This window comes from Actinomadura sp. NPDC047616 (genome assembly GCF_040642915.1).
Classification (GTDB): domain Bacteria; phylum Actinomycetota; class Actinomycetes; order Streptosporangiales; family Streptosporangiaceae; genus Spirillospora; species Spirillospora miaoliensis.
Genome location: NZ_JBEYTB010000009.1, coordinates 40,374 through 53,810 on the forward strand (window position 1 = coordinate 40,374; position 13,437 = coordinate 53,810).

The 13,437-nt window shown below is 71.6% G+C and carries 9 protein-coding genes; 7 read left to right on the forward strand and 2 right to left on the reverse strand.

Annotated elements, in window-relative coordinates; genetic code table 11:
* Positions 1-89 precede the first annotated feature (89 nt).
* The 5 genes from ABZ801_RS21920 to ABZ801_RS21940 all read left to right on the forward strand — a co-directional run bounded on the left by ABZ801_RS21920 (position 90) and on the right by ABZ801_RS21940 (position 7,355).
* Entirely contained in the window at positions 90-1,457 is a 1,368-nt protein-coding gene (locus tag ABZ801_RS21920) for an FAD-binding oxidoreductase (RefSeq protein WP_360700521.1), read from the forward strand.
* 75 nt (positions 1,458-1,532) lie between these two features.
* Positions 1,533-2,798: a class I SAM-dependent methyltransferase gene (locus tag ABZ801_RS21925; protein WP_344947382.1), complete on the forward strand. Its 1,266-nt coding sequence runs from the start codon at positions 1,533-1,535 to the stop codon at positions 2,796-2,798.
* A 187-nt stretch (positions 2,799-2,985) separates the two neighbouring features.
* Positions 2,986-3,903 (forward strand): alpha/beta hydrolase, encoded by a 918-nt coding sequence (locus tag ABZ801_RS21930; RefSeq protein ID WP_360700524.1) that lies wholly within the window; start codon positions 2,986-2,988, stop codon positions 3,901-3,903.
* A 97-nt stretch (positions 3,904-4,000) separates the two neighbouring features.
* Positions 4,001-5,248: a cytochrome P450 gene (locus ABZ801_RS21935; protein WP_360700527.1), complete on the forward strand. Its 1,248-nt coding sequence runs from the start codon at positions 4,001-4,003 to the stop codon at positions 5,246-5,248.
* 115 nt (positions 5,249-5,363) lie between these two features.
* Complete coding sequence (locus ABZ801_RS21940; protein ID WP_360700529.1) at positions 5,364-7,355, forward strand: glycosyltransferase; 1,992 nt, start codon at positions 5,364-5,366, stop codon at positions 7,353-7,355.
* A gap of 151 nt (positions 7,356-7,506) precedes the next feature.
* Here ABZ801_RS21940 and ABZ801_RS21945 read toward each other — a convergent pair whose 3' ends face one another.
* Complete coding sequence (locus ABZ801_RS21945; protein ID WP_360700532.1) at positions 7,507-9,048, reverse strand: long-chain fatty acid--CoA ligase; 1,542 nt, start codon at positions 9,046-9,048, stop codon at positions 7,507-7,509.
* Between the two features lie 226 nt (positions 9,049-9,274).
* Positions 9,275-9,865, reverse strand: a complete 591-nt coding sequence (locus ABZ801_RS21950) for a lytic polysaccharide monooxygenase (RefSeq protein ID WP_344947375.1) — start codon at positions 9,863-9,865, stop codon at positions 9,275-9,277.
* Positions 9,866-10,332: 467 nt separating this feature from the next.
* Here ABZ801_RS21950 and leuS point away from each other — a divergent pair, with 467 nt between their 5' ends.
* Together leuS and ABZ801_RS21960 are read left to right on the forward strand one after the other, a co-directional pair.
* Positions 10,333-12,795, forward strand: a complete 2,463-nt coding sequence (leuS, locus tag ABZ801_RS21955; protein WP_344947479.1) for a leucine--tRNA ligase — start codon at positions 10,333-10,335, stop codon at positions 12,793-12,795.
* Entirely contained in the window at positions 12,792-13,133 is a 342-nt protein-coding gene (locus ABZ801_RS21960) for a YciI family protein (protein ID WP_344947374.1), read from the forward strand. Before leuS ends, ABZ801_RS21960 begins: the two co-directional genes overlap by 4 nt.
* The last annotated feature ends 304 nt before the right edge of the window (positions 13,134-13,437 follow it).

Sequence of the window (13,437 nt, forward strand, 5' to 3'; positions counted from 1 at the left end):
TCTCCTCCCTCCTTGTGACGACGCTAACCCCACGGATATGTGGACGATACATGGGATGATCGATTTACTGTGTGCGTGGGGGAGGACTGATGACCGAGCTAGCGATCAGAGACGATCACCAGCGTGCGGTGGAGGCGCTGCGCCGGTCGTACGACGCCATTCCGGCGGGGACGCCGGTGCGGCTGGCGAAGAAGACCTCGAACCTGTTCCGCTGGCGGGACCCGTCGGACGCGCCCGGGCTGGACGTGTCGGGGTTCGACAAGGTGCTGAGCGTCGACCCGGAGGCGCGCACCGCCGACGTGCAGGGCATGACCACCTATGAGGACCTGGTGGACGCGACCCTGCCGTACGGGCTGATGCCCACGGTGGTGCCGCAGCTGAAGACCATCACGCTCGGCGGCGCGGTGACCGGCCTCGGCATCGAGTCGACGTCATTCCGGCTCGGCCTGCCGCACGAGGCGGTGCTGGAGATGCAGGTGCTGACCGGGGACGGCCAGATCGTCACCGCCACCCGCGACAACGAGCACTCCGACCTGTTCTTCGGGTTCCCCAACTCCTACGGGACGCTCGGCTACTCGCTGCGGTTGAAGGTCGAGCTGATCCCCGTCAAGCCGTACGTGCGGCTGCGGCACCTGCGGTACGGCTCGGCGGAGGCGTGCGCGAAGGCGATCGCCGAGCTGAGCGAGGCGAAGGAGTACGAGGGCGAGCCGATCGACTTCCTCGACGGCACGGTGTTCGGGCCGGGCGAGGCGTACCTGACGGTCGGGTCGTTCGCCGACAGCGCGCCCTACACCTCCGACTACACCGGCCAGAAGATTTACTACCGGTCCATCCAGGAGCGGTCGGTCGACTTCCTGACGGTGCGCGACTACATCTGGCGCTGGGACACCGACTGGTTCTGGTGCTCGCGGGCGTTCGGCGTCCAGCATCCGCTGGTGCGCCGGGTGTGGCCGGACAAGGCCAAGCGGTCGGACGTCTACCGCAAGCTGGTGGCCTACGACCGGCGGTTCCATGTCGTCGCCCGGATCGACCGGTGGCGGGGGGAGCGTCCCCGCGAGGACGTCATCCAGGACATCGAGGTTCCGGTGGAGCGGCTGCCGGAGTTCCTCGACTTCTTCCACGACAAGGTGGGCATGAGCCCGGTGTGGCTGTGCCCGCTGCGCGCGCGCGACCGCTGGCCGCTGTACCCGCTGGAGCCGGGCCGCACGTACGTCAACGTCGGTTTCTGGGGGACGGTCAGGCTGCCTCCGGGGAAGATACCCGAGTACCACAACCGGCTCATCGAACGTAAGGTCGCCGCGCTTGACGGGCATAAGTCCCTCTACTCGACTGCTTTTTACAGCCGTGACGAGTTCTGGCGGCACTACGACGGGGAGACCTACCGACGGCTCAAGGAGACGTACGACCCCGACAAGCGCCTGCTGGACCTCTACGACAAGTGTGTGCGCGGGCGCTGAGCCGCGCCACCGGGGGGATGCCCCGGCGGAGCCGGGGCTCGGCCCGGCTCGGGGCGGAGAGACAGGAGGAAGAACATGACGCTGGCCAGGGTCTTCGAGGAGCTCGTCGGGCCTGACGCGCCAGTGGAGTTCGTCGCGTACGACGGGTCGCGGGCGGGCAGTCCGGGGGCCGACATCCGCTTCGAGGTGCGTTCCCCGTACGCGGTGTCCTACCTGGTGCACTCGCCGGGTTCTCTTGGGCTGGCTCGGGCGTACGTCAGCGGGCACCTCGACGTGCACGGCGACATGTACACCGCGCTGTCGACGATGCAGCAGGCGCTGGGTGACGTGTCGTGGGGGGACAAGGCCAGGATCCTCGGAGAGGTGGTGCGCAACCCGCTGCTGCGCGCGGCGGTGAGCCGCCGTCTGCCGCCGCCGCCCCAGGAGGCGCCGTTCAGCCGGGTGCCGTCCTGGCTGCGCCACTCCAAGCGGCGCGACGCCAAGGCTATCTCGCATCACTACGACGTGTCCAACACCTTCTACGAGTGGGTGCTGGGGCCGTCGATGGCCTACACGTGCGCGTGCTTCCCCCGGGAGGACGCCACCCTGGAGGAGGCGCAGTTCCACAAGCACGACCTGGTCGCCAAGAAGCTCGGCCTGCGGCCGGGCATGCGGCTGCTGGACGTTGGCTGCGGCTGGGGCGGCATGGTGATGCACGCCGCCAAGGAGTACGGGGTGAAGGCGCTGGGCGTCACCCTGTCCAAGCAGCAGGCCGAGTGGGCGCAGAAGGCCATCGCCGACCGCGGCCTGTCGGAGCTGGCCGAGGTGCGGCACCTGGACTACCGGGACGTGGAGGAGACCGGGTTCGACGCGGTCAGCTCGATCGGCCTGACCGAGCACATCGGCAAGGCCAACCTGCCGTCGTACTTCTCCTTCCTGTACGACAAGCTCGTGCCGGGCGGCCGGATGCTGAACCACACCATCACCCGGCCCGACAACCTGGCGCCGGCGATGAAGCCGGGCGGGTTCATCAACCGGTACGTGTTCCCCGACGGTGAGCTGGAGGGCCCGGGGTACATCCAGTCGAAGATGAACGACGCGGGCTTCGAGATCCGCCACCAGGAGAACCTGCGCGAGCACTACGCCCGCACCCTCGCGGGCTGGTGCCGCAACCTGGACGCGCGCTGGGACGACGCCGTCGCCGAGGTCGGCGAGGGCACCGCCCGGGTGTGGCGGGTGTACATGGCCGGCTGCATCATCGGTTTCGAGCGCAACTGGATCCAGCTGCACCAGACGCTGGGCGTCAAGCTCGACGCCAAGGGCAACTCGCACATGCCGCTGCGTCCCGACTGGGGCGTGTGACCCGCACGGGCGTAGAGCCGTCGCAACGGGCGAACAACGGGCTTCCGCGGGCGCGACCCGTGGAAGCCCGTTTCCGTTGCGGCCCGAACAGCCGCTCGGTGTGAGTAGGCCGAGGTCAGATCCTCGGCGGAGGCGACGGACGCCACGGCCTGGGCGCCGGTCGGTCGCTGGGGTAACGTCGCGCTCGGTGGGCGAGGGAGGAGCCGAGGTGGACGACGTGCGCGCGGGAACCGTCACGGCGAACGGGGTGCAGTTCGGCTATCTGGAGGCGGGCCCGGACGGCGGGCCGCTCGCGCTGTGCCTGCACGGCTTCCCCGACTCCGCCCGCACGTGGCGGCACCTGCTGCCCGAACTGGCCGCCGCCGGTTACCACGCCGTCGCCCCGTTCATGCGGGGCTACGCGCCCACGGCGGTGCCGGACGACGGCGCGTACCAGACCGGCGCGCTCGTCGCCGACGCCGTGGCGCTGCACGAGGCGTTCGGCGGCGGCTCCGACGCGGTGCTCGTCGGGCACGACTGGGGTGCGTTCGCCACCTATGGCGCCGTCGCCCACGCGCCCGAGCGGTGGCGCCGCGCCGTGACGCTCGCGGTGCCGCCGATGGCGTCGATGATGAGCTCGTTCTTCCAGTACGAGCAGCTCAAGCGGTCGTTCTACATCTTCCTGTTCCAGACGCCCCTGGCCGAGGCCGCGGTGAACGGCGCGTTCGTTGCCGGGCTGTGGCGCGACTGGTCGCCGGGCTACGACGCGACGGACGACGTCGCCCACGTCATGGACTGCCTGGCCGAACCCGCCAACCTCGCCGCCGCCCTCGGCTACTACCGGGCCATGTTCGATCCGTCCCGCCACGTCGACCGGTACGCGGCGCAGCAGGAGGCGGTGTCCGCTCCCGCCGAGCGGCCGCTGCTCTACCTGCACGGAGCCGACGACGGGTGCCTTGGCGCGGACGCGTTCGCTCCGGGCGGGGACGTCTCGGCCGTGCTGGCCCACCTGCCGCCCGGCTCGCGCGCCGAACTCGTCCCCGGCACGGGCCACTTCCTGCACCTGGAACGTCCCGCCGAGGTCAACCGGCTGATCCTGGACTGGCTCACCGCCGCCCAGGGGTGACTGTGACGCTTGTCACGCGGGAGAGACTCCCGCGCCGGCGGTTTACTTTGCGAGGCTGTTTGTAAACCGAATGGCGTTCTGAAACTCGGGTGGCGCGATGCTCAAGGTCGAGGACATCAACCTGACGGACAGGGACTTCTGGCGGCGTCCGCTGGAACACCGGCACGAGGCGTTCAAGGCGCTGCGCTGGGAGCCCCGCCTGGTCCGCTTCGAGGAGCCGGACGTGCGGATCGTCCCTCGCGGGCCCGGCTACCTCGCCCTCACCCGGCACGCCGAGGTGCTGGAGGCGTCCCGGCGGCCCCAGGACTTCTGCTCCGGACACGGCGCCACCAACATCCCCGACATGCCGGGCGACCTGCACGAGTACTTCGGCTCCATGATCAACATGGACGATCCGCGGCACGCCCGGCTGCGCCGCATCGTGTCCCGCGCGTTCTCCCCGCGCATGATCCAGCGGTTCGAGGACCGGGTGCAGCACGTCGCCGCCGACCTGGCGGCGCGGGTGGCGGCCGGCCGCGGCACCGGCGACTTCGTGGCCGACGTCGCCGCCCGGCTCCCGCTGACGATCATCTGCGACATGATGGGCATCGCGCCCGAGCACCACGACACCGTCCTGGACGCCACCAACGTGATCCTGGCGGGCAACGACCCCGAGTTCCTGCCCTCCGACGACCCCGAGGAGGCCGCGCTGGCGCTGATGGGCGCGGGCCAGACGCTCAAGGAGATCGTGGAGGACCTGGCCCGGCGCCGCCGCGCCGAACCCACCGACGACCTGACCTCCGCGCTGGTGAACGCCAACATCGACGGGGAGTCGCTCACCGACCAGGAGCTGGGTTCGTTCTTCATCCTGCTCGTGGTGGCGGGCAACGAGACGACCCGCAACGCCATCGCGCACGGCCTGGACCTGCTGACCCGGCACCCCGACCAGCGCGCCCTGCTCGTCGCCGACTTCGAGGGACGCGTCGGCGGCGCCGTCGAGGAGATCGTCCGGTACGTGTCGCCGGTGGTGTGGATGCGGCGCACCGCCACCCGCGACACCACCCTCCTCGACCACGAGATCAAGGCGGGCGACAAGCTGCTGCTCTACTACTGGTCGGCCAACCGGGACGAGACCGTCTTCACCGACCCCGAACGCTTCGACATCCTGCGCGACCCCAACCCGCACGTGGGGTTCGGCGGCCCCGGCCCGCACTTCTGCCTGGGCGCCCACCTGGCCCGCCGTGAGATCACCGTGATGTTCCGCGAGCTGCTGCGGAGCCTGCCCGGCATCCGGTCCGACGGTGAGCCCGACCGCCTGGACTCCAGCTTCATCAACGGCATCAAGCGGCTGGCGTACACGTTCTGAACGCCTACGCCTGCTGAACGTTCGAGGAACGCCCGGTGACGCCGCCCGGTGGGACGATGCGGGCGGCCTAGCGTGGACGGGTTGACCTTAGGGACGTCGACCCCGGGAGTGGCCCGTGACGCAGGCCGGCAAGTTCGGCGACGACGCCGCGACGCAACGGGAACGCGCCGACCGGCTGGCCGCGGAGAACGCGGCCGTGCGGGCGCGGCTGGACGAGGTCGAGCACGAAAGGCGCGACCGCGACCGGCACGTCGAGCTGCTCAGGCGGCGGCTGGCCGAGGTCGTCCGGGAGCTCGGCGACGCGGGGCGGCGCGCCGCCGAACAGGCGCACCGCGCCGAGCAGGCCGAATGGCAGGCCGAGGCGATGCGGCGGCGGCGCCGGTGGCGGCTGGGCGAGGCGCTGACGACGGTGCGGCGGCGCCCGCTGGCCGCCGCGTCCTACCGGCGGGTCGCCGGGGCGCTGCGCGGCCGCGCGCTGCCCGCGGCACCGCCCGACGCGCCGAAGCGGACCCGGCGCCCGGAGATCCGCGTCGCCGACACCGAGCCGCTCGACGCGCCCGCCGCGGCGATCCCCGACGGGCCGGTCAACCGTCCCGGCGTGACCGCCGCCGTCGTCGCGTCCCCGGCCGTCGCGCTCGCGCTGCGGTACGAGTGGCGGCAGCTGGACGGCTTCCGCCCCGGTACCGACGACTGGCGCGACGTCTTCGAGGCCGAACGCCCCGACCTGCTGCTCGTCGCGTCGGCCGCGTCCGGGCTGCCGATCGAGGAGATGGCCGCGTGGTGCCGCGAGCACCGCGTGCCCACCGTGTACTGGGACACCGGCGACGGCCCGCACGAGCACGCCGCCCTCTTCGACCACGTCTTCGCCGTCGACCAGGCCACCGCCGCGCGGCACACCAACGGCGCCCGCCTCCTGCCCTTCGCGGCGCAGCCGCGGCTGCACAACCCGATCCGCGTCCCCGGCCAGGGGCGGTACCCGCTGCTGTACGAGGGCGACTACGACGAGGAAGACGAGCCGCTCCTCGCCCCCGCCCCCAAGCTCGGCGCGCACTTCCGCGGGCACGGCTTCCCCCACAAGTACCGGCAGCGCGTCGTCGCGCCCCTGCCGTACGAGAAGTCGCTGACGGCGCGCAAGCACTACCAGGTGCTCCTGGCCGCGGACGGCCGACAGCCCTACGAGGCGGCGGCTGCAGGCGTCCCGGTCGTGCTGCGACGGTCGACACCCGGGTTCGGGCCCGTGGTCGCGGACGCCGACGAGGGACGGACCGTGCTGCGCGCGCTGCTCGCCGCTCCCGAACTGCGCGACCGGCAGGCCCATCTGGCGTGGCGCGACGTCCACGCCGCGCACACCTACCGGCACCGCGTCGGCACCCTCCTGGAAGCGGTCGGCCTGCGCGACCCCGCCCCCATCGTGCCGCCGCCCGTCTCGCTGGTGCTGTCGACGAACCGTCCCGGCCGGATCGACCACGCCATCGCCCAGACCGCGCGGCAGACCTGGCGTCCCCTGCAGCTGGTCATCGTGCTGCACGGCCTCGACGTGGAGACCGCGGCCGTCGAGAAGCGGGCCCGCGAGGCCGGGCTCGACGACGTCGTGGTGCTGGCCGCCGACCGGTCACTGCCGCTCGGCGCCTGCCTGAACCTCGGCCTGGACGCGGCCGGCGGCGCCTACGTCGGCAAGATGGACGACGACGAGCTGTACGGCCCGCACTACGTCGCCGACCTGGTCGCCGCGTTCTCCTACGCCGACGCGGGGGTGGTCGGCAAGCTCGCTCACTACGCCTACCTGGAGTCGGTGGGCGCGACGGTGCTGCGCTGGCCCGACCACGAGCACCGCCACGTCGACCACCTGCGCGGCGGCGCCCTGCTGGCCGAGGCGGACCTGCTGAAGACCTACCGGTTCGCCGACCTGCCGCGCGGCGAGGACACCGACCTGTTCCGGCGGCTGCGCGGTGACGGCGTCCGGTTGTACGCGGCCGACCGGTACTCGTTCGTCACCGTCCGGCACGCCGACCCGTCCAAGCACACCTGGCAGCCCGACGACCGGCGCCTGCTGGCCAACGGCCGCGTCGCCTTCTACGGCTTCGCCGAGGAGCACGTCCTGTTCTAGAACGGGACCGTCGTCCTCTGCGCCGCAGCGCCCGGCACCTCCTCGGACGAGGCGTTCGCGCTGCCGCGCGTCGTCGTCCCGCCGGGAATGCGGCCCACCCACCGCCCCTGTCGGCGGCGCGGCCGGGGGCGGTGGGCGGACTCGGCGGGGGTCAGCGCAGCTCGCGCTTGAGGATCTTGCCGGTGGCGGTCATCGGCAGCTCGTCGCGGAACTCCACGATCCGCGGGTACTTGTAGGCGGCGAACTGCTCCCTGCCCCAGGCGACCAGCTCCTCCTCGGTGATCGTGGCGTCCGGGGTGCGGATCACGTACGCCTTGATCTCCTCGCCGTGGCTGTCGTGCGGCACGCCCACCACCGCGGCCAGCGAGACCTGCGGGTGGGTCATGAGGACCTCCTCGATCTCCCGCGGGTACACGTTGAAGCCACCGCGGATGATCATGTCCTTGGAGCGGTCGACGATGAAGTAGAAGCCGTCCTCGTCGCGGCGGGCGATGTCGCCGGTGCGGAACCAGCCGTCCCGGATCACCTCCTCGGTCGCCTCGGGACGGCCGTGGTAGCCCTTCATGACGTTGTGGCCGCGCACCGCGATCTCGCCCGGCCCCTCGCCCTCGATCGTCTTCCACTCGCCGTCGATCAGCTTCATCTCCACGCCCCAGATGGGGGTGCCGATCGAGCCGGGCTTCAGGCCGACGTCCGCCTGGTTGAACGAGGCCACCGGCGAGGTCTCCGACAGCCCGTACCCTTCGAGGACCTTGACGCCGAACTTGGCCTCGAAGCCCTTGAGCACCTCCAGCGGCAGGGACGCCCCGCCCGACACGCAGGTGTGCAGGTGCCGCGTCACGTCCTCGGTCGGCACCGTGCCCTGGTCGGACAGCAGCGCCCAGTACATCGTCGGGACGCCCGCGAAGATGGTGACCTTCTCCCTGGCCATCAGCCGCAGCGCCTCGGCGGGCTCGAACCGGGGCTGCAGCACCAGCGTGGCGCGGCGCCGGATGCCCACGTTCATCACGCAGGACTGCCCGAAGGCGTGGAACATCGGCAGGGTCATCAGCGACACGTCGTGGTCGGTGCGGTGGAACATGGCGTCCGACACGAACGCGTTCATCAGCATGTTCATGTGCGACAGCTCGGCGCCCTTGGGCTGCCCGGTGGTGCCGCTGGTGTAGAGGATCACCGCGGTGTCCTCGGCGGACGTCTGCGCGGGCTCGCAGGTGCCCGGCTGCGCCCCGACCGCGGGCCAGAACAGCTCGGCGTCCTCGTACGGCGACTCGGCGGCCCCCGGGTCGGCCGTCATGAGGAACAGGTGCTCGCACCCGGCGGCCTGCTGGAACCCGGCGCGCCCCATCTCACCGAGCGGCAGCTCGGGGGTGCCCTCGAACGCGAACAGCGCCCTGGCGCCGGAGTCGTCCAGGTGGTAGGCGATCTCGCGCGGCTTGAGGAGCACGTTCAGGGGGACGACCGCCGCGCCCGCCTTGAGGATCCCGAAGTACACCATCGGGAAGTACGGCACGTTGGGACACGACAGCGCGACCTTGTCCCCCGGTCCGATCCCGCGTGCGCGCAGCAGGTTCGCCACCTGGTTGGCGATGGTGTCGATCGTCGCGTACGACAGCCGCATGTCGCCGAACACGACGGCGTCACGGTCGGGCGACTTGCGAGCGGCGTCCTCCAGCAGGACCGAGAGGTTGAGCATGGCACTCCTCAGCGCGGGGCGTCACCGAGCGGTTGTTACCGGCGAGTCTACGAACGGTTGCGCCCATCCTGCTGGATGGCGCCCCGTCCGCGCACCCCTGTGACGAGCCCTTTTCGCGCGCCCCGGCAAATGTGACCGGGCGGTTATCCAACCGGGCCGGCGGGTGCGCGGCGGCGGCCTGCCGGGGAGGGGACGGCAGGCCGCCGCGGGGAGGAGGCCGGTCGGATCAGCCGAAGTTGACGTCGGCGCACTGGTAGAAGGCGTTGCCCGTGTCGGCGATGTCCCAGACGGCCAGGATGACGTGGCGGCCGGACTTGGCGGGCAGGGTGCCGGTGTGCGACACGTTCGACGGGGGCTGCTTGCCGCCGTAGTTCTGCTGCAGGAACGGCGCCGGGTCCAGGGCGGACCGGGTGAGCCGCTGGGTCGGGTTCCAGCCGTTGCGGGTGATGAAGTAGCGGAACGAGGTGGTGGCGTGCGCGGCGGTGAGGTTCCAGCTGAAGGTGAACGACTGGCCGGACCTGACCTGCGTGGCGGGCCACTGGCCGCCGCGCGGGTCGTCCAGCGGTGCCCAGCGGCTGTCGCCGCCGGCGCAGATCATGCCGTCCGCGGGCCCGGACTGGGGGAAGCCCTTGGGGCCCTCGACGCTCTGCGGCTCCCACTGGATGGGGCCGCAGTTCTGGACGGTGCCCTGCTTGCAGTGCAGGGCACGGCTCACGGGGGAGGTGGTGTAGCCGTGCGCGAACGCGGGCGCGGCGCTGACCAGGGGCAGGCCGACGGCGACGGCCGCGGCGACGGCGAGGGAGCTCTTGCGGGGCATGCGCGTTCCTCCTGGCGGGGGTGGGAGACCGGCGCGGCTTCTAATAGGAAACCTTCCTATCGATTTCCGAGATTAGCGGCCGCCGCCGCGCCGTCAAGACCCAATTCCGCCGCGCCCGGGCCTTCCGGCCACGCGCCTCCCCCGGGACGTGTGTCCGGGTGCGTCCCCGCCCCGCCTTGCTTCTGCGCTAGTCTTGGTATATGCGGACAGGAAGGCTGCTTCTCAGCCGGCCGCGCTGACGGACGAACCAGTCGGCGCGGCGACCCCTCCATTGGCGAGGGGTCGTTTCGTGTTTGTCCTTCGGCGGGGCCGCCGGGGGCCGGGGATCGTCTCCCGGAACCGGCAGCGCACCAGCCGAGGCCCCGCAGCCAGAGCCGTTCGGTACCAAGAGGACCAGTGGAGTAGCGACCGTGAGCAGCGACGACACCTCCCGCGCCACGCAGGGAGGTTCAGGGGGGCCCGCCTCCCTGAACGACGGGTACGACCCCCGGGCCATTCAGCAGAAGTGGCAGGCCCGCTGGGCGGAGCTCGACCCGTTCAAGGTGGTCGAGGAGGACGACGGCCGCGAGCGCCGCTACGCGCTGGACATGTTCCCCTACCCCTCGGGCGACCTGCACATGGGGCACGCCGAGGCCTACGCCATCGGCGACGTGGCCGCCCGCTACTGGACGCAGCGCGGCTACAACGTCCTGCACCCCATGGGCTGGGACTCCTTCGGCCTGCCCGCCGAGAACGCCGCGATCAAGCACAACGCGGACCCGGTGCGGTGGACCTACGACAACATCGCGACCCAGGAGGCGTCGTTCCGGCGGTACGCCCCGTCCTTCGACTGGTCGCGGCGGTTGCACACCTCCGACCCCGAGTACTACCGGTGGACGCAGTGGCTGTTCCTGCGCTTCTACGAGCGCGGGCTGGCCTACCGGCGCGGCGGCCGGGTCAACTGGTGTCCCAAGGACCAGACCGTGCTGGCCAACGAGCAGGTCATCGGCGGCCACTGCGAGCGCTGCGGCACGCTGGTCGAGCGGCGCGTGCTGACCCAGTGGTACTTCAAGATCACCGATTACGCGGACCGGCTGCTGGACGACATGGCCGCCCTGGAGGGCAAGTGGCCCGACCGGGTGCTGCTGATGCAGCGCAACTGGATCGGCCGCTCCACCGGCGCCGACGTCGACTTCGTCATCGAGGGTCGCGACCAGCCGGTCACCGTCTACACCACCCGCCCCGACACCCTGCACGGGGCCACCTTCATGGTGGTGGCCGCCGACGCCGAGCTGGCCGAGGAGATCTGCGCCCCCGAGCAGCGCGCCGCGTTCGAGGCCTACCGCGAGCAGGTCTCCCACGAGAGCGAGATCGAGCGGCTGTCCACCGAGCGCGAGAAGACCGGCGTGTTCCTGGGCCGGTACGCGATCAACCCGGTCAACGGCGAGCGCATCCCGATCTGGGCGTCCGACTACGTGCTGGCCGAGTACGGCCACGGCGCGATCATGGCCGTTCCCGCGCACGACCAGCGCGACCTGGACTTCGCGCTGAAGTTCGGGCTGCCGGTGCGCGTGGTGGTCGAGACCGGCCAGCCCGACCCGGCCGAGACCGGCGTGGCCACCACGGGCGACGGGCGCATCGTCAACTCCGGCCCCATCGACGGGCTGAACAAGGCCGACGCGATCACCCGGATCATCGAGATCCTGGAGGAGAAGGGCCTGGGCAAGGCCGCGGTCAACTTCCGGCTGCGCGACTGGCTGGTGTCCCGGCAGCGGTTCTGGGGCTGCCCGATCCCGATCGTGCACTGCCCGTCCTGCGGCGAGGTCCCGGTGCCGGACGACCAGCTGCCGGTGCGGCTGCCCGACGACCTGCGCGGCGCCGACCTGAGGCCCAAGGGCACCTCGCCGCTGGCCGCCGCCGAGAACTGGGTCAACGTCGAGTGCCCCAAGTGCGGCGGCGCGGCCAAGCGCGACAGCGACACCATGGACACCTTCGTCGACTCGTCCTGGTACTACTTCCGGTACTGCTCGCCGACGTACGAGGACGGGCCGTTCGACGTCGAGCAGGTCCGCAAGTGGATGCCGGTCGACCAGTACACCGGCGGCGTCGAGCACGCCATCCTGCACCTGCTGTACAGCCGGTTCTTCACCAAGGTGCTGTACGACCTGGGCATGATCGACTTCACCGAGCCGTTCACCCGCCTGGTCAACCAGGGCCAGGTGATCCTGAACGGCAAGGCGATGTCCAAGTCGCTGGGCAACATGGTCGACCTGGGCGAGCAGATCGAGCAGTGGGGCGTCGACGTGGTGCGCCTGGCGATGCTGTTCTCCGGGCCGCCCGAGGACGACATCGACTGGGCCGACGTGTCGCAGCCCGGCATGGCCAAGTTCCTGACGCGCGTGCACCGCATCGCCACCGACGTGACGTCCGCACCCGGCACCGACCCCGCGGCCGGCTCGGTCGACCTGCGGCGCGTCACCCACCGCACCATCGACGAGGCCACGACGCTGATCGAGCAGCACCGCTACAACGTGGCGATCGCCCGGCTGATGACGCTGGTCAGCGCCACCCGCCGCGCCATCGACGAGGGCCCCGGCCCCGCCGACCCGGCCGTCCGGGAGGCCGCCGAGACGATCGCGGTGCTGTTGTCGCTGTTCGCCCCCTACACCGCCGAGGAGGCGTGGGAGCGGCTGGGCCGCGAGCCGTCGGTGGCGACCGCGGGCTGGCCGGCGGCCGACCCGTCCCTGCTGGTGCGCGAGTCGGTGACCTGCGTGGTCCAGGTCGCGGGCAAGGTCCGCGACCGCCTGGAGGTGCCGCCCGACATCGCCGAGGACGAGCTGGAGCGGCTGGCGCTGGCCTCCGCCAAGGTCAACGAGGCTCTGGCCGGCGCACGGATCCAGCGCGTCATCGTCCGTCCGCCCAAGATCGTGAACATCGTGCCCGCCAAATGAGCACGCTGCACCTCCTGCTGCTGCGCTACCGCGGCACCGAGGACGAGGTCGAGCCGCACGTGCCCGCCCACGTGGCGTACCTGGAACGCCACCACCGGGCGGGCACGTTCCTGGCCTCGGGCCAGACGGTGCCGTCCGAGCACGGCGGCGCGATCATCGCGCGCGGGACCGACCGCGCCGAGATCGAAAAGATCGCCGAGAATGACCCGTTCGTCTGCGCGGGCGTGGCCGAGTACGAGATCATTACAGTCGATGTGGGCCGGGTCCATCCGGCCCTGGCGGGACTGGCCGGCGTCGGCCCGTCCCGCGTCCGCGCCCCGGGAGAGCCGCCCGGCTGACGCGGCGCATCGGCCGCGCAGCCCGCGGTCCAGGCACCGGCGGGCCCGAATCCGAGCCTGACGGCCGCGAGCGGAGAACCACCGCCGCGGCCGTGTCTCGGCCTGGCCTGGCAGGCGCGCCTGGGCGCGGGCGCCGAGCGGCGCTCGTGGACGAGCTGGAACTGGAATGGGTGGAGACGAGTGCGTCCGCACGCGGTTGTCGAGATGACGCCTCCTGCGCACAGCGCGGGGCGCATGCGAACGCCCGCCACCGCCCTGGGGGCCGGTGACGGGCGCGCGGGAGTGACCTGGCCGCGCCGGGCCG